The following is an 18,944-nucleotide window of genomic DNA, read 5'->3' as shown; positions in this document are numbered from 1 at the left end:
TACGGTAGCAGGAGGAGCTGTTGTTCCCTCATGTTGAGGTAACCTCAGCATCCCCGACGTGAGGAAGTACCCCTTGGAACCCCACCCCTCCGGCCGCGACCGCGGCCCCCGCAAGGTCAGCGCCGCCGAGAAGGCACAGGCCCGCCAGGTGTCGCTGCGGCGCATCGGCCGGCTGTTCGCCCGGCACCGGGGCGCGCTCGCCACGGTCACCGCGATCATCGTGGTGTCCTCGGTGCTCGCCATGGCCTCCCCCTTCCTGCTCCGCGCCGTGATCGACCGGGCCCTGCCGGAGCGCGACCTGGCGCTGCTCGGCTGGCTGGTGGCCGGCATGGTCGCGGTCGCCGCGGTGACCTCGGTGCTCGGCGTCCTCCAGACCTGGATCTCCACCCGGGTCGGGCAGCAGGTCATGCACCGGCTGCGCACCGACGTCTTCACCCACCTGCAACGGCAGTCGCTGGCGTTCTTCACCCGCACCCGCACCGGCGAGGTGCAGTCGCGGATCACCAACGACATCGGCGGCATGCAGAGCGTGGTCACCTCCACCGCCACCTCGATCGCGTCCAACCTGACCACCGTGGTGGCCACCGCGGCGGCGATGGTCGCGCTCTCCTGGCGGCTCTCGCTGGTCTCCCTCGTCGTGCTGCCGCCGGCCGTCTGGCTGACCCGCCGGGTCGCCCACCTGCGCCGCGAGATCACCGCGCGACGCCAGCGCGAACTCGCCGACCTCAACGTCACCGTCGAGGAGGGGCTGTCGGTCAGCGGCGTACACCTGGCGAAGACCCTCGGCACCGGCCCGGCGCTGGCCGCGCGCTTCACCGCCTCGTCGGCCCGCCTGGTCGACCTTGAGCTGCGCTCCGAACTCGCCGGCCGCTGGCGGATGGCCTCGATGAGCGTCGTCTTCGCCGCCATCCCGGCGGTCATCTACCTCAGCACCGGCCTGCCCGGCGCCGCCGGCACGCTCAGCATCGGCACCCTGGTCGCCTTCACCGCGTTGCAGGGCGGGCTGTTCCGGCCGCTGATGGGCCTGCTCAACGTGGGCGTCTCGGTGACCGCCTCGCTGGCGCTGTTCGCCCGGATCTTCGAGTACCTGGACCTGCCGGTCGAGGTCGACGACCCCGCCGAGCCGGTCGACGTCGACCCGCGCCGGGTCCGGGGCGACCTGCGGTTCACCGACGTCACCTTCAGCTACCCGGGCAGCGACACCGCCGCGGTCGCCGGGATCACCCTCGACGTGCCGGCCGGCACCGGCCTCGCCCTGGTCGGCGAGACCGGCTCCGGCAAGAGCACCCTGGCCGCGCTGGTCAGCCGGCTGCACGACCCGACGAGCGGCCGGATCAGTGTCGACGGCGTCGACCTGCGCGACCTGCGCCTGGCGGACCTGGCGGCGATCGTCGGCGTGGTCAGCCAGGAGACCTACCTGCTGCACACCACCGTGCGGGAGAACCTGCGCTACGCCCGCCCGGACGCCACCGACGCCGAGATCGAGGGCGCCGCCCGCGCCGCCCGGATCCACGACCTGATCGCCGGCCTGCCCGACGGGTACGACACGGTCGTCGGCTCGCGGGGGCACCGCTTTTCCGGCGGCGAGAAGCAGCGCCTCGCCATCGCCCGCACGCTGCTGCGCGACCCGCGCATCCTGATCCTCGACGAGGCCACCAGCGCGCTGGACACCGAGACCGAACGCGCGGTGCAGCGGGCGTTCGACGAGGTGGCCCGGGGCCGCACCACCATCACCATCGCCCACCGGCTCTCCACCGTGCGGGACGCGGAACGGATCGCCGTGCTCGACCACGGCCGTATCGTCGAGTCCGGCACCCACGACGACCTGCTGGAGCGCGCCGGCCGCTACGCGACGCTGGCCGCCTGACGGCCGGGGCCGCCGTCGGCGGTGTGCGTCGACACCCGACCCCGGGCCGCCCGCGCGGCCGGTGGACGATCACAATCAGGCGGTGCAGCGTCGGGGGTGGACATGGGCCCTGCTCGTCCTCGTGGCCGTCGTCGCGGCGGCCGGGACCGCCTGGGTCTGGTTGCGGTACGACTTCGAGAAGGTCAACTGGGCCTGGGGCGTGATCGCCGGTGTCATCGCCGTCTACGTCGTGCTGGACCAGGTCCTCACCAACCGGCAGGCCGGCTCGGCAGCGGCGGCGGTCCACCGCCGGGCGGCCGCGGACGAACTCTTCGAACTGGTCCGGCGCGAGCCGGGTGACGAGGCGCTGCTGCGGGCGGTCGACGAGCCGTACCCGCTCCCGGTGACCTGGCGTACCGCCGCCGAGCGGCTCCTGCCGTCCTGGCGGGCCATCGGCCGGTCCAGCGAGGCCGGTCCGATGGACCTGTCCGGCCGCCACGGGACACTGTGGAGCCGCTACCGGAGCATCCCGTCCGGGCGGTTGCTGGTGCTGGGACCGGCCGGATCCGGTAAGTCGGTCATCGCCCTGCGGATGGCGCGTGAGCTGCCGCCGCACCGGGACCCCGAGGCGCCCGTGCCGGTGCTGCTGCCCGTCGCGTCGTGGGACCCGACCGTGGAGACGTTCCGTGACTGGCTGGTGGACCGCCTCGCCCGGCGGTACACGCAGCTCGCACCCCGCCATCCCCGTCGCGTGGCGGTGCTGCGGGACCTGGTCGAGACGGACCTCGTCGTGCCCGTGCTCGACGGCCTGGACGAGGTGCCCGAGGAGCGGGTGACCGCCTGCCTCGAGAAACTCAACGAGTTGCCCACGCAGCGCTTCGTCCTGACCTGCCGGACGTCGGTGTACGAGAGGTACCTCGACCAGGGCGAGAGGGTGCGCGGCGCCGCGGTGGTGGTGATCGAGCCGCTGGTGCCGGACGAGGTGGCGGAGTACCTGGTCGACGCCGCGCCCCTGCACCAGGCCGGCAACTGGTCGACCGTCGCGGCGCGCATCGACGGCGACGCGGAGCTGAGCGGGGCGCTGGCCACGCCGTTGATGGTGGCGATGGCCCGCAGTGCGTTCGACCAGCCCGGCACCGACCCCCGCGACCTCGTGCCGCTGGCGGCCAGCCGGGGGCGGGGCGCCGTGGAGGACGAGCTGCTGTCCCGGGCGGTCGACGCCGCGCTGCGGTCGCGCCGGGGCGCCCAGGGGCTGCGCCGGTGGGAACCGGAGCGGGCCCGGCGCTACCTGACCTTCGTGGCCGCGCACCTGGAATCGCTCGGCGTCCGCGAGTTCCGCTGGTGGCAGCTGCCGGCCGCGCTGCCCCGGTTGTTCTGGGCCGTCGTCGGCGGCCTGCGTACCGGGCTGGCGGTGTGGCTGGCCCTCGCCCTCGCCGGGGAGGCCCTCCGGTCGGTGGCCGGGATGGTCGCCGACCCGGGCACCCGCGAGCTGCTCACCGCCCTCGCCGACCATCCCGCCGACCTGGGGGTGGCGGCCGCCGCGGTGGCCGTGCCGGCCGCCGCGCTGGGCGGTGGCGCCCGCGACCCGGGCAGCCGGCCCACCCGGGTGGTGTTCGTCGGCGGCCGGGGCGCGCTCCGCGAGGGGGTGCTCGACGGGCTGCTCCGGGGAGCGTTCTGGGGGTTCCTGACCTGGTTCGTGCTGTGGCTGTTCACCCCGCCGCCCGAGCTGGCCGCCGCGACGGGCCGGCTGCCCGGGCTGACCGGATGGCCGGTCGAGCTGCGCGCCGCGGTCGTGCTCGGCGCCGCCTGGTTCGCCCTCGTCGCGGTCCGGTCCGCGCTGCGGATAGACGTCGCCGCCCCGGCCGCGGAACTCGGGGCCACCGGCGTGGTCGAGACCGTCCGGGCCGACCGCGCGGCGACGATCGCGTCGGTGGTGCCGAGCGTCGCCGCCGGGTTCGTCGGTGTGCTGGCCGGCTCCGCGCTGCTGTGGGTGACCGGCCTGCTGCCCCGGCTGCCCTCGCCGCAGGCCCTCGGCTACGCCGGGCTCGGCGCGGGGCTGGGCTGGTGGGTGCACACGCGCGGGGACGGCGCGTGGGTCCGGTTCTGCCTGGCCCGGGTGGTCCTGGCGGCAGGCGGCCGCCTGCCGCACCGGCTGCTGGCGTTCCTCGGCCACGCCGAGACGGTCGGCCTGTTGCGGCACGGCGCCGGGGCGTACCGGTTCCGGCACGGCCGCCTGCAGAGCCGGCTGGCGGCGGGCTCGCTGGCGGGGCGGCGGGGCGGCCGGCCGCGCGAGGCATTCGGCGTCGAGCTGGCCCGGGCGGGGTTCTGGCCGGAGGCGCTCGGCGTGTTCGCCGCCGTCACGCGGGCCCGCGCGGCGAACGTCGGGCCGGCCGACGACCTCACGCTGGCCGCGCTGCGCAAGGCGCTGCTGGTGGGCGCCGCCGCCGGGGAGTGGAGCCGGCTGGGGGAGCTGTTGGCGCCCATGCCGGCACCGCTCGCGCGCACGGGTGCGACGCCGGCGGCGGCGCAGCGTCGGCGGGTGTCCGAGCTGGTTGCCGCCGCCGCGCCGCTGGCCGAGCTGCGGGCCGCCGCCGACGAGCTGCTGCGTGGGGAGGAGCAGGCGGGCGAGCCCCTGTCCGCCACCCGGGAGTTCCTGGCGGCCGTCCGCTACGCGGAGGGCGACGTCGACGCGGCTCGGGAGCACCTGGAGCGGCTGGTCGCGGTGGAGAGCGACGACGACGGCGCGGGCCGGTCGACGCCCCTCGGCGCGGGAATGCTGGCCCGGATCATGCTCGACGGGGACGGGGACACCGGCGCGGCCCTCGCCCTCTGCCACGAGCAGCTGCTCCTGGCCGACTGCCCCGACGACTCCGACGACCGCACCGATCCGCTGCTGCTCGTGCAGGCATGGTGCTGGTCGGTGGCGGTGCTGCGGCGCGTCGTCGACGAGCGGGCGGAGGTGCGCGACCGGCTCCGGGCCGTGCTCGCCGAGCGGCGGGCCCGCGGGCGGCGGATGGAGCTGGGCCGACGGGAGCTGGCCGAGATCGGCTTGCAGGCGTGCCACGCGGTGGTCGGCCACCCGACGCTGGGGGCACCTGCGGCGGCCGCAGCCCGCAGGCTGGTCGACGTGTTGTCCGCCCCCGACATCGCGGCGCGGACCCTGCGCCGCGGCGCCCCGATGTGGCACGACGGCTGACCGGTCGGCAGACTCCTGCCGCGTCTCAGAACCGTCTCGTAACGTGTCTCATTATTCGACGACCGGGTCCAGGTGGCGGTAGACGGTGGCCCGCGAGACCCCCAGCGCGGCGGCGATCTCGTCCGCCGAGTGGCTGCCGGCGGCGTGCATCCGCCGCGCCGCCTTGACCTGCTCCGGGCTCATCGCCCGCGGCCGGCCGGGCCGGCGTCGGCCGCTCGCCGCGCCGCCACCGTCCCCGGCCGCGCCCGGTTGGTCCCCGGGCGGCGCGCCGTCCAGCAGGCGGTGCACGCCGTCGAGCATGTCCGCCCGCAGCACCTCGTCGGGCACGTCGGCGAAGAAGACGACGGGGTCGCTGCACATGGCGACCGCCTGCACCGCCCGGACCCGCTCCCGCCGCCCGGCGTCGGGCCCGGCGATGAGGTCGTTGGCCCGCATCGCGATCCGCATCAGCCGGTTGAACGTGTCGCCGCGCGTGATCAGGGCGATGTCGTGGAAGAGCATGCCGAGCGGGCGGCGGTGGGTCAGCATGGTGTCCACCCAGCCCTCCAGCACCGCCCGACGCGCCCGCTCGGGCGGCCCCGCCTCGGCCGCGTCCAGCAGTGCCTCCAGGTCGGCGACCAGCGGCTCGACCAGGGCCGTGAGCAGGTGCTCCTTGGTGGGAAAGTGGTAGAGGATCGCGGCCTTGGTCAGCCGCAGCCGCTCGCCGATCTGGCGCAGCGGGGTGCGCTGGTAGCCGTGCTCGGCGAACAGGTCGAGCGCCGCGCGCAGGATCCGGGTGCGCGTGTCGTCGGGTGCCTCGACGGTCATGCCGGCAAGCCTAGCCGCGTCTGACCGGTGGGTGACACCACCGTTGATTCGGCTGACCATCGGTCAGTACAGTGGGGACGGTCGGCACCGCCAGCGGCAGGAGGGGTCATGCCCGTCATCTCCATCGACAACCTCGTCAAGACGTTCGGCAGCGTCCGGGCGCTCGACGAACTGGACCTGCGGGTCGAGGCGGGGGAGGTGCACGGCTTCCTCGGCCCCAACGGCTCCGGCAAGTCCACCACCATCCGGATCCTGCTCGGCCTGCTGCGCCGCGACGCGGGCGACGTGCGGGTGTTCGACGCCGACCCGTGGCGGGAGGCGGTCGCCCTGCACCGCCGGCTGGCGTACGTGCCGGGCGACGTGAACCTGTGGCCGAACCTCTCCGGGGGCGAGGCGATCGACCTGTTCGGCAAGCTGCGCGGCGGGCTCGACCGGCGCCGCCGCGACGCCCTGCTGGAGCGCTTCGACCTCGACCCGACGCGCAAGTGCCGCACCTACTCCAAGGGCAACCGGCAGAAGGTCGCGATCGTCGCGGCCTTCGCGTCCGACGTCGAGCTCTACGTGCTCGACGAGCCGACGTCCGGGCTGGACCCGCTGATGGAGGCCGTGTTCCAGGACGAGGTTCGCCAGCTCAAGCGCGACGGCGCCACCGTGCTGCTCTCCAGCCACGTGCTGGCCGAGGTCGAGGCGCTCTGCGACCGGGTCAGCATCATCCGCGAGGGTCGGTCCGTCGAGTCCGGCACCCTCGCCGAGCTGCGCCACCTGACGCGTACGGCGGTCACGGTCGAGACCGCGCGGCCGGCGACCGGCCTGGCGGCCCTGCCGGGCGTCCACGAGGTGCGGGAGGTCGACGGGCGCATCCACCTGGAGATCGAGCCCGCCCACCTCGACGAGCTGCTCGGGCACCTCGTCCGCTTCGGCGTCCGGGCCCTGACCAGCGCCCCGCCCACCCTGGAGGAACTGTTCCTGCGCCACTACGGCGACGAGCGCGCGGCCATCGCCGCCAACGGTCACCGGGCCGGCGCCGAGCGGCAGGCGGGCACCCGATGAGCGCGTTCACCGGCACCGGGCGGCTCGCCCGGCTCGTGCTGCGCCGCGACCGGGTCCGGCTCGCCGTCTGGGTGCTCGGCACGCCCCTGCTCGGCTACGCCCTCGCCGGGAGCGTCAAGGAGTTCTACCCGGACGAGGCGTCCCGGGTCGGGTACGCCACCACGTCGGCGTCCAGCCTGGTCGCCCGCGCGTTCAACGGCCCCATCGCCGGCACGGAACTCGGCGCGGTGGTGGTCGCCGAGACGTACGTGACGCTGGCCCTGCTCGCCGCGCTGCTGAGCACGTTCGCGGTGGTCCGGCACACCCGGCAGAACGAGGAGACCGGCCGGGCGGAGCTGCTGGGCGCCTCCGTCGTCGGCCGGTACGCGCTGCTCACCGCCGCCCTGCTGGTCGTCGTCGCGGCGAACGTGCTGGCGGCGGCCCTGCTCGCCGTCGCCCTGGCCGGCGCCGGCCTGCCGCCTGCCGGGTCCGTCGCGGCGGCGGCCGCCGTCGGCGGCGTCGGGGTGGCCTTCACCGGTATCGCCGCGGTCACCGCCCAGGTGTCGGTCACCTCGCGGGGCGCGAACGCACTCGCCGCCGCGACCGTCGGGGTCGCCTTCCTGCTCCGGGCCGCCGGCGACGTGCTCGGCGAGCAGACCGACGGCGGCCTGCGCGTGGTCAGCGCCTGGCCGTCCTGGCTCTCCCCGCTCGGCTGGGGCAACCAGGTCCGCGCGTACGTCGGCGAACGGTGGTGGGTGCTCGCGCTGCCCGTCGCGCTGCTGGTCGCCGGCGTGGCGCTCGCCTACGCCCTCGCCGACCGGCGGGACGTCGGCGCGGGGCTCGTCGCGCCCCGACGGGGGCCGGCGACGGCCGCGCCCCGGCTGCTCAGCCCCGCCGGGCTGGCCTGGCGGTTGCAGCGCGGCGCGCTGCTCGGCTGGGCGATCGGGGTGGCGGTGCTCGGGCTCTCGATGGGCATCGCCGGGGACGAGTTCAACGCCATGATCGAGGAGAACCCGGCCGCCGCCGAGGCGATCAGCGCGATGGGCGGCGGCGCGAAACTGATCGACGCGTACCTGGCGGCGATGCTGGGGCTGTTCGCGCTGACGATCGGGGCGTACGTCGTGCAGGCGCTGCTGCGCACACGCGGCGACGAGACCGACGGCCGGCTGGAGGCGATCCTGGCCACCGCCGTCAGCCGTACCCGCTGGCTGACCACCCAGGTGGTCGCCGCCACGCTCGGCGCGCTCGCCCTGGTGCTGCTGGGCGGCCTCACCACCGGGCTCGGCTACGGCCTGGTCACCGGCGACCCGCTCGGGCAGACCGCCGAGCTGGGCGGGGCGGCGCTGGTGCGGCTGCCGGCCCTGCTGGTGGTGGCCGGGGTGGTGACGGCGCTGTTCGGGCTGCTGCCCCGCTGGTCGGTGGCGCTGTCCTGGGCGGCGCTGATCGGGTTCCTGCTGCTCGGGCAGCTCGGCGCGGTGCTCGACCTGCCGCAGGCGGCGCTGAACCTGTCCCCGTACACGCACGTGCCGTCGGTGCCGGCGGTCGACCTGGCGGCGCTGCCGCTGGTCGTGCTGACGGGGGTGGCGGTGGTGCTGCTCGCGGCCGGCCTGGCCGGCTTCCGCCGCCGCGACGTCCCGAGCTGACCGTGTGAAAGGAAGGGACCCCTGTTAACGCATCCGGTAGTACAAGGGTCCCTTCCTAACATCTCGGGCGGGCCGCCGTGCTCACGGTCAGCCCAGCTCGGCGAGGACCTTCTCGACCACGGCGTCGGTGGCCAGGCCGTACCGGTCGTGCAGCGTCGGCAGGGCGCCGGCGGCCAGGAACTCGTCTGGCAACGCGACCGGCACGACCCGCTTGCCGAGCCCGGCCCGGACCACGGCCGAGGCGACCGTCTCGAAGAGCCCGCCGACCACCGTGTGGTTCTCCAGCGTGAGCACCAGCCGGTCGCTGTCGACCTCGGCCAGCACGGTCTCGCTGTCGAACGGCTTGATCGTCGGCGTGTGGACGACCGCCACGTCGACCCGGTGCCGGGCCAGTCGCTCCGCGGCCTGCAACGCCCGCATCGTCATCAGGCCGCTGGAGACGAGCACCACGTCGGCGCCGCCGCGCAGCACGGCCGCCTTGCCGAGCCGGAACGTGTAGTCGTACTCGTCGAGGACCGTCGGCACCTTGCCGCGCAGCAGGCGCAGGTAGGTCGGCCCGTCGCTCGCGGCGAGCTGGGGCACCGCCTGGGCGATGTCGACCGAGTCGCACGGGTCGACGATGGTCAGGTTCGGCATGCCCCGGAAGATCGCGATGTCCTCGGTCGCCTGGTGGCTGGGGCCGTACCCGGTGGTGAGGCCGGGCAGGCCCCCGACGATGTTGACGTTCAGGTTCGGCTCGGCGATGTCCAGGCAGAGGAAGTCGTACGCCCGCCGCGCGGCGAACACCGCGTACGTCGAGGCGAACGGCACCAGGCCGACCTCGGCCATGCCCGCCGCCGCCCCCAGCAGCAGCTGCTCGGCCATGCCCATCTGGAAGAACCGCTCCGGGTGGGCCTTGGCGAAGATGTGCATGTCGGTGTACTTGCCCAGGTCGGCGGTGAGCCCGACGATCCGCTGGTCCTGCTCGGCGAGGGCGGCCAGGGCGTGGCCGAAGGGCGCGTCCGCGGTCTTCTGCCCGGGGTCGGCGAAGGACGCGATCATCGCCGACGTGGTGAGTCGCTTCGGTGCCGTCGCGCTGGTCATCGTGCCTCTCCTGCCTGGTGTCCTGCCGTCAACTGCTGGCGGCACAGCTCCCACTCGTCCGCGTCGATCCGCATGAAGTGGGCCTTCTCGCGGGTCTCCAGCAGCGGCACGCCGCGCCCGATCCGGGTGTCGCAGAGAATCACCGAGGGGCGTCCGTGCGACTCGGCCTGCGCGGCGACCGCGTCGAAGGCCGCCAGCAGCGCCTCGACGTCGTTGCCGTCGACCCGCTGCGTGAACCAGCCCGACGCCGCCCACTTCTGCTCGGCCGGCTCGATCTGGAGCACGGACTCCGTCCGGCCGTCGGCCTGGAGGGCGTTCATGTCGACCAGCGCGGTCAGGTGGCCCAGCCGGTGGTGCGCCGCGCCCATGGCCGCCTCCCACGTCGAGCCCTCGTTCAGCTCGCCGTCGGAGAGGAAGTTGACGACCCGGGCCGCCCGGCCCTGGTGGCGCAGGCCGAGCGCCATGCCCACGGCGACGGTCAGCCCGTGCCCCAGCGAGCCGCCGGAGATCTCCATCCCCGGGGTGTACGAGGCCATGCCGGACATCGGCAGGCGCGAGCCGTCCGAGCCGTACGTCTGCAGCTCCTCGACCGGGACGATGCCCGCCTCGGCGAGGGCGGCGTAGAGCGCGATGGCGTAGTGGCCGGTGGAGAGCAGGAACCGGTCCCGGTCCGGCCAGTGCACGTCGTCCGGCCGGTGCCGGAGCTGGTCGATGTAGACGGCGGCCAGCAGGTCGGCGGCGCCGAGCGCCTGCCCGACGTAGCCCTGCCCCTGTGCCTCGCCCATGTCGAGGATGTGGTGTCGCATCCGGTACGCCGCGTCGCGCACCCGCTCGGCCCGCGCCGGCAGGGCGAGCCGGGCGTCGGATCGCGGTTCGCTGATGGTGGTCACGTCGTTCACGGTCCTTCGGATCAGACGAGGGCGGGCTGGGACTTGGCCGGTGTGGCCTGAGGGTCGCCGACCTTGGCCGGTGCGGTCTCGGGCGTGAAGGCGGCGGCGGCCGTGGAGACGACGCCGAGCAGCGTGAACAGCACCGCCGGCCCGATCCAGCCGATCCAGCCGTAGAGGGCGGTCGCCCCGAAGGGCAGCAGCCCGGCGACCAGGGAGGCACCGTTGTAGCCGAGCGAGATGCCCGAGGACCGGACGTCGCGGGGGAACTGCTCGGAGAACCAGGACGACTCGACCGCGAAGATCGGGTCGTGGCTCAGCAGCAGCCCCAGGGCCACCGCGACGATCACCATGATGACCGCCCCGGTGTTGATCAGCAGGAACATCGGGATGCCGAAGGCGATGGTGAAGACCGACCCGATCAGGAAGACCGGCTTGCGCCCGACGCGGTCGGAGAGCGCGCCGAAGAGCAGGTGGCTGCCGAGGCCGAGGGCGGAGCCGACCATCGTGCCGATCAGCACGTTCTGCTTGTCGGTCAGCTCGGCCAGCACCACGTACGAGAGCATGAAGCTGGTGGTGACGTAGTAGCCGCCGGTCTCCGCCAGGCGCAGCGTGACGATCTTGAGGATGACCCGCCAGTCCCGCCGGATGACCTCCAGGGCCGGGGCCTTGCGGATCTCGTTGTTCGCCTTCATCTCGGTGAAGTCGGGGGACTCGGCGACCCGCATCCGGATGAACAGGCCGACGGCGACCATCACGATGGAGAAGAGGAACGGCGCGCGCCACACCCAGCTGCCCTCGAACAGCGCCTCGCTGAGCAGGAAGGCGCCGTTGGCCAGCAGCAGCCCGGCGGGGATGCCGATCTGCGGCACCGCGCCGAAGAAGCCGCGGCGCCGGGCGGGGGCGTGCTCGACGGCCATCAGGACCGCGCCGCCCCACTCGGCGCCGAAGCCGATGCCCTGGACGATCCGCAGCAGGATCAGCAGGATCGGCGCGATCACGCCCGCCTGGGCGTACGTCGGCAGCACGCCGACCAGGACGGTCGCCACGCCCATGACGACCAGCGACCACATCAGGATGGTCTTGCGGCCCAGCCGGTCACCGTAGTGCCCGGCGAGGTAGCCGCCGAGCGGGCGGAAGAGGAAGCCGATGGCCAGCGTCGCGAACGACGCGAGCACGCCGACGAGCTTCTCCTCGGTGTGGAAGAAGACCGTGCCGAAGTACGCCGCCGAGGCGGTGCCGTAGATGAAGAAGTCGTAGCTCTCGACGGCCGTGCCGATCATCGAGGCGAACGAGACCTTGCCGGGGTTGTCCGGGCGTGTGGCCACGCCGGTGGCAGCACTCATTGTCCTGCTCCTTGCTGTTACCGATGGGGGTCGGTGGGGGACGGGTATGTCTCGATGACGCGCGAGTCGTCGCGCGTCGCCAGGCCGGCGTCGGCGGCCTGTTGGTAGCGCGCCCGGGCGATGTCCAGCAGCGGGGTGTCCGCATCGGCGGCGCGGGCGGCGGCGGCCACGAGGCCGCTGTCCTTGACGAAGATGTTGATGGTGCTGGTGACCTCGACGTCGGTGCCCCGCAGCATCCGGGGCCCGCGGTCGGAGAGCATCCACGAGCCGGCCGCGCCCTGCTCGACGAGGAACAGCACCTGCTCCCGGTCGAGCCCGAGCCGGCCGGCCAGGGCGAGCGCCTCGGCCGCCGCCACGATGTGCACCGCGCAGAGGTGCTGGTTGACCACCTTGATGGCCTGGCCGTCGCCGACCGCCGCGCCGACCGGCCGGACGGTGCCGAACCGGTCGAGCACCACCCGGGCGGCGTCGACGTCGGCCGCCGCGCCCGAGGCGAACAGGGTCAGCTCGCCGGTGCGGGCCCGCGCCACCCCGCCGGTCACGGGCACGTCGACGACCCGCGCACCGGCCGCCGCGAGCCGGTCGGCTTCCTGGCGTACGGCGTCCGGGCCCACGGTGCTCATCACGATCCACCGCTGCCCGGTCAGGTCCGTGGCGACCGCCTCGGTGACCAGGTCCGCGAGCTGGGCGGGGGTGGCGACCATGACCACCACGAAGTCCGCCCGGGGCGCGGCGGCGAACCGGTCGACGGCGGTCAGTCCGGCGGTTGCGGCCCGTTCCCGGGCGGCCGGCACCGGGTCCACGCCGGTCACGGGGTGGCCGGCGGCGACCAGTCGGCTCGCCATCGGCAGCCCGATGGCGCCGATGCCGACGAAGACGACGCTGGGGTTGCTCATCGCTGTCCCTCCGGTCCGGCGCCGGGTGGCGCCCTGTGCGGTCAGGCTGTTTTCGGGTAGCAGCCACCCGGTGCGCGGCCGGGATCGCCGCGTCACGGGTGGGTGTGCAGTGCTGTGGGCGGTAGGTGGCGGCCTTCCCGTCCGGGCTTCCCGTCCGGGCTTCCCGGCCGGGCCTACCGGCGGGGCTTCCCGTCCGGCGTACCGGCGTCAGGGGAGGCGGCGGTGAGGGAGGACCAGACCGTGAAGTGCCGGCGCATCGCGATCCGGGCGCCCTCGCCGTCGCGCTCGCCGATCGCCTCCACGATTCCGTAGTGCACGGTGTCGATCACCCGGGTCTTGCCCGTCTGGAGGGGTTCCCGCTCGACGGCGCGCCGGCGGCGCTCGACCACCTCGCTGCGCAGCGCGTGGCTCAGGCCGTCGTGCAGCAGTGTGAAGATCGGGTTGTCGACGATCCGGTAGAGCCGGCGGTGGAACTCCAGGTCCGCCTCCAGGGCGCGGTCGTCCTCACCGGCGGCGCTGGCCTGGACCATCTCGTCGACCAGGCCCCGCAGGGCGTCGACGTCGTCGGCCGTGGCCATCCGGGCGGCGGCCTCCGCGACCGACACCTCCAGCATCTCCCGCGCGGAGGTGAACTGGTCGTCGCTCAGGTGACCGAGCTGCCGGCAGAGGTCGAAGTAGAGCTGGATGAAGCTGGCGTCGGGCACGTCGAGGTAGGAACCCCGGCCCTGCGTACGGTCGAGGAAACCGAGGATCTCCAGCATCGACAGTTGCTCCCGCAGCGCGCCCCGGCTGACGTCCAGCGACGCGACCAGCTCGCGCTCGGTGGGCAGCCGGAGGCGGCCGGTCTGCGGCTCGGGGTTCGCCCGCTCGGCGAGGCTCTGCACCAGCAGCGCCAGGTCGGTGCCCATCCGCCCACCTCCGGGTGAGATTGGTCGTACCAATGCCCCGAGGTTATGTCGGCGTTACGTGCGCGTCAACAAATTGGTCCGACCTTTCTGCGGCAGGGTGTGGCGGGTGCGCCTCGGCGGCGCCACCGGCCGAGGGTGAGTCGGATGCGTAGAGTAAGGTGTCCGTGACTTGGGGTAGTCGCCGTTGGGGTCGGTTCGAGATGCCGGTGCAGAAGCACGATGCCCGTCCGGTGGCGCGGCCCTCGGGTCTGGTGCCACCGGCCGTCGCGCTCGACGGCGTGACGGAACTGCGGCTGCACGGGGTCGGGGGCACGACACCGGAGAACCTGCTCGCCGACGTGGCACCGCAGCTCGTCTCCGGCGACGGGGTGGCCGGCTTCTTCCGCACCGCCGACGCCAAGGGGCGCCACGTCGAGGCGTACTCCTGGGGCGGGCTGACCTCGCGCAGCGCCACCCGCGCGCTGTGGTTGCTGCTGCTGCCGTTCACGCTGGTCAACGTCGCGGGCTGGATGTGCACGCCGACGGCGTGGCGCGGCGCGCTCCGGTTCCGGGTGCACCGCGCGGTGGTCCGCTGGGCGGCGCTGGGCCTGACGGTCAACCTGCTGCTGCTCGTCGCGATGACCACGATGGACGTCGTCGCCTACCAGTGCGGCGTCCGGGTCGCCTGCGCCGACCGGTGGTGGCTGCGGTGGCTGCACACGGACGGATTCGTCGACCATCCGGCGCGCCGGATCCTCGTCGGCGCCCTGGTGCCGTTGCTGGTCGCGATCGGGCTGCTGGCCCTCAGCGGCCGGTCGCTGTCCCGCTACGAGCAGGTGCCGCCGCCGCAACGGGGCGAGTCGCTGCGGGCGATGAGCGACGTGACGCCGGCCCGGCCCGGGGTGGGCCTGGCCGACCCCGACTTCTGGAACGGCGGCGGCAGCGTCGCCCGGCTCGCGCTGCTGCACCTGGGCGCGGCCTGCGGCTTCGTCGGCTGGATCACCGCGTACACCGCCCGGTCGATCCCCCTGGCGGCGGGTGTGGTGCCGGCGTACGACGGACTGGCGACCCTGGTGACCTGGCTCGCGGCGGCGGCCGGCCTGGGCGCGGTGCTCCTGCTGACGCCGGCCCGGATCGGGCGGGCGGCGGCGCTCTCCGTCACCGGTCTCGGCCTGCTGGCGGTGACCGGGGCGGTGGTCGTCGCGCTGGCACAGCCGGCGGTCGCCCCGCCCGGGGCCGGCCGGTGGGCGCCGCTGCCGGGCATGCAGACGGCGGTGGACTGGACGTACGCCCTCTGCCTCGGCGCGACGGCGGCCGTGCTCGCGTCGGCCGCCGTCAACGGGCACCGGCGCGGGGCGTTCCGCTACGCCGGCCCGTTCGCGCTGACCGTGCTGGCGGCGGTGGTGCTCAACGCGGTCGGGGTCGGCACGATGATCCGCGTCGCCGACCTGCTCGGCACGGTCTCCAACCCCGGCACCGGCGACGGCCGCCCCGACCGGCTTTACGTCTACGACATGGTCTACGCCCTCACGCCCTACCTGACGCTGCTGCCGATCGCGATCGTGGTGGGCTTCGCGCTGGTGCAGGCGGTGGTGCTGTGGCGGGCAGCCGGCCCCGACCGCCGCCAGCGCATCCACGACGAGTACGCCGCCCTGTCGACACCGGAGCCGCCGAGCGCCTGGGACGCGTCCGCCCTGAACGAACCGGCGCGCCACAACCGAGCGTGGCCCGGCGGCTGGACCGCCCGGATCGCCCGGGGCCGGCAGTTGGCCGTGTTGGCCCGGGACGTCGACCTGCTGTTCAGCCTCCTGACCGTCGCCGCCCTCGCCGTCTTCGGGTACGTGCTGGTCACCGCCGGGGTCCACCACTCGCTGCCGTGGGCGCCGCGCGGCGCGCTCACCGTGTCGACCTGGCTCGCCGCCGGGGCGCCGGTGGCGGTGCTGACCCTGATGCTGCGAGGCTGGCGCGGGCTGGCGGACCGCCGCCATCTCGGCGTGCTGTGGGACATCGGCACCTTCTGGCCCCGCGCCTACCATCCGCTCGCCCCGCCGTCGTACACCGAGCGCGCCGTGCCGGACCTGCAGCGCCGGCTGTGGCGCGTCCACGACCACGGCGGCGCGGTGGTGCTGGCCGCGCACAGCCAGGGCACCGTCATGGCGGTCGCCGCGCTCCTGCAGGAGACCAGCCGGCCGCAGCGCGAGGGCCGGCCCGCCGGTCACGTCGCGCTGGTCACCTTCGGCAGCCCGCTGACCAAGCTGTACGCGTGGGGCTTCCCCGCCTACTTCGCCGACGGCGCGCTGGGTGCGGACCGGCCCACGGTGTGGCGGTGGCGGAACTTCTACTACGAGACCGACTTCATCGGCGGCCCGATCTTCCCGGACGACCCGGCGAACGAGATCGACCAACTGCTCACCGACCCGCCGACCGCCTGGTACGTGCACGGCCAGCAGCCACCCGTCCTCGGCCGTCACTCCGGCTACTGGACCGACCCCCGCGTCTGGGACCTGGTCGACCGCTACGCCGAGGAGTTGCCGCTGCCCGGGAACCCGCCACCCGCCCCCTGACCCGGACGCACTCGCCGGTGGGTCGTCGTGGCTGCGGACCCGCGCCGCCGGGCCTTCCCGCCGTGCGGCGGCCCCTACGCTCTCATCTGCTGGGCGGCCGGCACCGCCTCTGCCGGCAGGTGGCGGCGTGCCGGCGAAGAGCGGTGTCTGCGACTCCTGCGCGTAGGGACCGGTGACGGACGGAGGCCGGCGAGTCGGACGTAGACCTCGCGCTTGGCGGTCGCCTCGCCGCGACGGTCGAGGACGTAACCGGTCAGCCAGATCCAGCCGTCATACGTCGGTTGTTCGGACACCGAGACGACGCGGAAGGTCAGGGCGCGCTCCCCGGCGAACTGCACCGAGGCCCGGCCGTCGATGACGAGCAGGTCGCCGGGGGAGGGGCGCGCGGTCACCAGCGGCCGTGGTCGGGGTGTTCCTGCGGCGGCCGACACTCGCGCGCGTGCAGGGTCTGCCAGTCGCGCAGCGCCCGCCTCACCCGGTCGTTCTCCAGGGTGAGCAGCCGTACCGTCTCGTTGAGCATGGCGAGTTCGTCGGCCACCCGGGCCTGGAACTCGCGTACCTCCACCGGGTCGACGCCCCGTCGGCGGGCGGCGAACTCCCGGGTCCGCACCTCGTGGGGCGTCATCCGGCCCGGGTAGCCGCCTCCGGAGAGCCGGCCACCTCGATACACCTGAGCCACGACGATCCTCTCTCCGGGAAGGCGGGAGCGAAGGCTCCCTGCCGTGGGCATGGAAGGGCGGGTCGTCCGCGCGGGGGCCGCGGACGACCCGCCCGCTCCGCCGTCGCAGCTCTCGGGTCAGCGGTACGACAGCAGAGCAGCCCGTCGGGTCGGGGCGGGCACCCACGCCCGCCCCGACCGGGGGATGAGCCGAACTCGTTGCCACGCGAGGAGCGGCCCTCAATCAACTTATCTAGACAAGCTAGATGAGTCAACGCTGCTTGTTAGGCGCGTCGCGGTGTGATCGAATCGGATTGCCACGCGAGGAGTGCCATGCGAGACGTGCCGGACTACTGGCGCATCGCCGACGATGTGATCGCCGACGTCAGGTCCAAGAAGTTGAAGCCGGGGGACAGGCTGCCCTCGATCGCCGAGTTGCGCGAGAGGTATGGAGTCAGCCACGGGACGGTGCAGATGTCCTACGCCCGGCTGGAAGCGCTGCGCGTGATCCGTCGCCAACAGGGCAAGGGAGTCTTCGTCACCGACCCGAAGACCTGGATGCGGGAGCCGTAGCGGTCGGCGGGTCGCTCGGCGGCTCCGGAAGCTCCTGGCCCGGACGGTCCATGGTGCCGTCCGACCCGCCTCCTTCGTGTGGGGTGCCGTCGTGGCGCAACCGGTGGCCGAGCAGCTCCTCGATCCACTGGGCGGCGGCCTTCCGCCTCGCCGTCATCTCCTGAAGCGCCCTGGTCAGCTCGTCCTCCAGCCCCTGCGCCGCTTGGTCGGCGGCGAGGCCGTCGACGTGCCTCTGCAGGATCGTCATCCACCTGCGGCTGAGTTGCTCGGCGCTGCGGGCCTGTCTGAGGTGTACGTCGAGCTCGTGCTCCAGTTTCAGTCGCGCCTCCGCGTACGGTAGGAGAGCGGCCTTGACGCGGTCGTCGAGTTGCACCCAGGCGTCGGGCTCACACGTGAGCTTCCTGCCGTTCCGGGTGTAGGGCCACGGTTCCATCGCGCGCAGCCTCTGTTGCAACTCCTCTTCGAGTTCCCTGGCGGCGTGCGGTGGGAAGCTGCGGGAACGCTCGGCCGCGAAACGCGCCAACCTCTGCGTCGCGTGCGGCATGAAGGACTGGGCGTGCCAGCTCAACAACTCGGGATGCAGCCCAACGGACGACCAGGTGAACGTGGCCTGCACGGTGAAGGTGAAGACGTAACCTCGGGCCGGCACCACGATCGGCTCCGCCCTTCGTTGCTCGACGACCCGGCCGGGCGCGGGCGGGTCCGGCGCCGGGGCGAGTTCCAGCCGCTGGAGTGTGGCGTGCAGGCTCTTCCAGCGCTTCTTCGACCACTCGCCGACGTCTTTGCCCACGTCCCGCGCGGCCCCGAGCGCGCGGCTGCCGCGCTTCTTCCAGCCTTCCGAGGGTGTCGACTCGGGGCTGGGGGTGTCGGTCACGTCAGCCCTCCCCTCGTCGCGGTCTTCCTCTGCGTGAGCGGCCAGGCTGGGCGGCTCCCTCTGGTGCGGGTCCGGGCGGGGATGGGCTCCTGACCGACGAACGCCAGGGCGATGAGCAGCATCGACTCGTCGTCCGTGACGTGATGATCCGTCCTGAAGTTAACAAGGCGGCGGCCAGACTGGCTCCCGCCGCGCGGAGGTGAGAGCGTCCAATCAAGATATTTTGACAAATGCGGCTATCCGGGCATCTTGCATGCCATCCGGTGCCCCCGCGGCGGTGCCCGTCACGGCGATCGACATGTCACAGCCAGCCCTGCCCGCTGCTCCGAGAGCCCATCGACATGCGGCCCTGGCGGCCCTGGCGGCTCGCCGGGCTGGCCGGGCTCGTCGGGCTCGTCGGGCTGGCCGGGCTCGTCGGGCTGGCCGGGCTGGCCGGGCTCGTCGGGCTGGCCGGGCTGGCCGGGCTCGTCGGGCTGGCCGGGCTGGCCGGGCTGACCGGGCTCGTCGGGCTCGTCGGGCTCGTCGCGAGCGCACGAGCACGAGGTGGCGCTCGGCCTGGTCCATAGCACAGTCAGCCGCCCCTGCGGAGCCTGTCCACAGGCGGTCGCGTCGTCCACACCGGTGCCGATCGCGCTGGTGGGAAAGCGGACGGCGC

The 18,944-nt window shown here is 73.9% G+C and carries 16 protein-coding genes; 7 read left to right on the top strand and 9 right to left on the bottom strand.

Going from position 1 to position 18,944, the window contains the following annotated elements:
* The first annotated feature begins 73 nt into the window (after window positions 1-73).
* Both ACGF5G_RS24295 and ACGF5G_RS24290 read left to right on the top strand, forming a co-directional pair.
* Window positions 74-1,867 carry an ABC transporter ATP-binding protein gene (locus ACGF5G_RS24295; RefSeq protein ID WP_393266606.1) on the top strand — a complete coding sequence of 598 codons (1,794 nt, stop codon included), beginning with the start codon at window positions 74-76 and terminating at the stop codon, window positions 1,865-1,867.
* An 82-nt stretch (window positions 1,868-1,949) separates the two neighbouring features.
* Complete coding sequence (locus tag ACGF5G_RS24290) at window positions 1,950-5,042, top strand: NACHT domain-containing protein (RefSeq protein WP_393266471.1); 3,093 nt, start codon at window positions 1,950-1,952, stop codon at window positions 5,040-5,042.
* Between the two features lie 51 nt (window positions 5,043-5,093).
* Here the strand turns inward: ACGF5G_RS24290 and ACGF5G_RS24285 are convergent, their stop codons facing one another.
* The gene (locus ACGF5G_RS24285) at window positions 5,094-5,849 is read right to left on the bottom strand and encodes a TetR family transcriptional regulator (protein ID WP_393266469.1); all 756 of its coding nucleotides are present in this window, start codon (window positions 5,847-5,849) and stop codon (window positions 5,094-5,096) included.
* Window positions 5,850-5,957: 108 nt separating this feature from the next.
* On the opposite strand from ACGF5G_RS24285, the gene ACGF5G_RS24280 reads away from it, so the two are divergent.
* Both ACGF5G_RS24280 and ACGF5G_RS24275 read left to right on the top strand, forming a co-directional pair.
* Window positions 5,958-6,899: an ATP-binding cassette domain-containing protein gene (locus ACGF5G_RS24280; protein ID WP_393266466.1), complete on the top strand. Its 942-nt coding sequence runs from the start codon at window positions 5,958-5,960 to the stop codon at window positions 6,897-6,899.
* A complete protein-coding gene (locus ACGF5G_RS24275) occupies window positions 6,896-8,521 on the top strand; it encodes an ABC transporter permease (RefSeq protein WP_393266463.1) in 1,626 nt (541 codons plus the stop codon). The genes ACGF5G_RS24280 and ACGF5G_RS24275 overlap by 4 nt, the downstream gene beginning before the upstream one ends.
* An 87-nt stretch (window positions 8,522-8,608) precedes the next feature.
* Here the strand turns inward: ACGF5G_RS24275 and ACGF5G_RS24270 are convergent, their stop codons facing one another.
* The 5 genes from ACGF5G_RS24270 to ACGF5G_RS24250 form a co-directional block, all read right to left on the bottom strand.
* Window positions 8,609-9,604: a transketolase family protein gene (locus tag ACGF5G_RS24270; RefSeq protein ID WP_393266460.1), complete on the bottom strand. Its 996-nt coding sequence runs from the start codon at window positions 9,602-9,604 to the stop codon at window positions 8,609-8,611.
* Window positions 9,601-10,494, bottom strand: a complete 894-nt coding sequence (locus tag ACGF5G_RS24265) for a transketolase (RefSeq protein WP_393266458.1) — start codon at window positions 10,492-10,494, stop codon at window positions 9,601-9,603. Before ACGF5G_RS24265 ends, ACGF5G_RS24270 begins: the two co-directional genes overlap by 4 nt.
* Window positions 10,495-10,514: 20 nt before the next feature.
* On the bottom strand, window positions 10,515-11,837 hold the full coding sequence (locus ACGF5G_RS24260; protein ID WP_393266456.1) for an MFS transporter: 1,323 nt from the start codon (window positions 11,835-11,837) through the stop codon (window positions 10,515-10,517).
* Between the two features lie 17 nt (window positions 11,838-11,854).
* Window positions 11,855-12,829 (bottom strand): NAD(P)-dependent oxidoreductase, encoded by a 975-nt coding sequence (locus tag ACGF5G_RS24255; protein WP_393266454.1) that lies wholly within the window; start codon window positions 12,827-12,829, stop codon window positions 11,855-11,857.
* Between the two features lie 77 nt (window positions 12,830-12,906).
* Window positions 12,907-13,641, bottom strand: coding sequence for a FadR/GntR family transcriptional regulator (locus ACGF5G_RS24250; protein WP_393266452.1), 735 nt, complete (start codon window positions 13,639-13,641; stop codon window positions 12,907-12,909).
* A 164-nt stretch (window positions 13,642-13,805) separates the two neighbouring features.
* Between ACGF5G_RS24250 and ACGF5G_RS24245 the strand changes: the two genes are divergently transcribed.
* The gene (locus ACGF5G_RS24245) at window positions 13,806-16,184 is read left to right on the top strand and encodes a hypothetical protein (protein ID WP_393266450.1); all 2,379 of its coding nucleotides are present in this window, start codon (window positions 13,806-13,808) and stop codon (window positions 16,182-16,184) included.
* A gap of 74 nt (window positions 16,185-16,258) precedes the next feature.
* Here the strand turns inward: ACGF5G_RS24245 and ACGF5G_RS24240 are convergent, their stop codons facing one another.
* Window positions 16,259-16,576 carry a hypothetical protein gene (locus ACGF5G_RS24240; RefSeq protein ID WP_393266447.1) on the bottom strand — a complete coding sequence of 106 codons (318 nt, stop codon included), beginning with the start codon at window positions 16,574-16,576 and terminating at the stop codon, window positions 16,259-16,261.
* Entirely contained in the window at window positions 16,573-16,809 is a 237-nt protein-coding gene (locus ACGF5G_RS24235) for a DivIVA domain-containing protein (RefSeq protein WP_393266604.1), read from the bottom strand. Before ACGF5G_RS24235 ends, ACGF5G_RS24240 begins: the two co-directional genes overlap by 4 nt.
* Window positions 16,810-17,175: 366 nt before the next feature.
* Here ACGF5G_RS24235 and ACGF5G_RS24230 point away from each other — a divergent pair, with 366 nt between their 5' ends.
* On the top strand, window positions 17,176-17,415 hold the full coding sequence (locus tag ACGF5G_RS24230; protein ID WP_393266444.1) for a winged helix-turn-helix domain-containing protein: 240 nt from the start codon (window positions 17,176-17,178) through the stop codon (window positions 17,413-17,415).
* On the opposite strand, the gene ACGF5G_RS24225 is transcribed toward ACGF5G_RS24230, so the two are convergent.
* Window positions 17,381-18,289, bottom strand: a complete 909-nt coding sequence (locus ACGF5G_RS24225; RefSeq protein WP_393266441.1) for a hypothetical protein — start codon at window positions 18,287-18,289, stop codon at window positions 17,381-17,383. The genes ACGF5G_RS24230 and ACGF5G_RS24225 overlap by 35 nt on opposite strands.
* Window positions 18,290-18,630: 341 nt before the next feature.
* On the opposite strand from ACGF5G_RS24225, the gene ACGF5G_RS24220 reads away from it, so the two are divergent.
* Window positions 18,631-18,855, top strand: coding sequence for a hypothetical protein (locus ACGF5G_RS24220; protein WP_393266438.1), 225 nt, complete (start codon window positions 18,631-18,633; stop codon window positions 18,853-18,855).
* Window positions 18,856-18,944: the final 89 nt, after the last annotated feature.

It is taken from the genome of Micromonospora sp. NPDC047730, assembly GCF_043204765.1.
GTDB lineage: Bacteria > Actinomycetota > Actinomycetes > Mycobacteriales > Micromonosporaceae > Micromonospora.
This window is presented reverse-complemented; position numbering and strand designations above follow the sequence as displayed.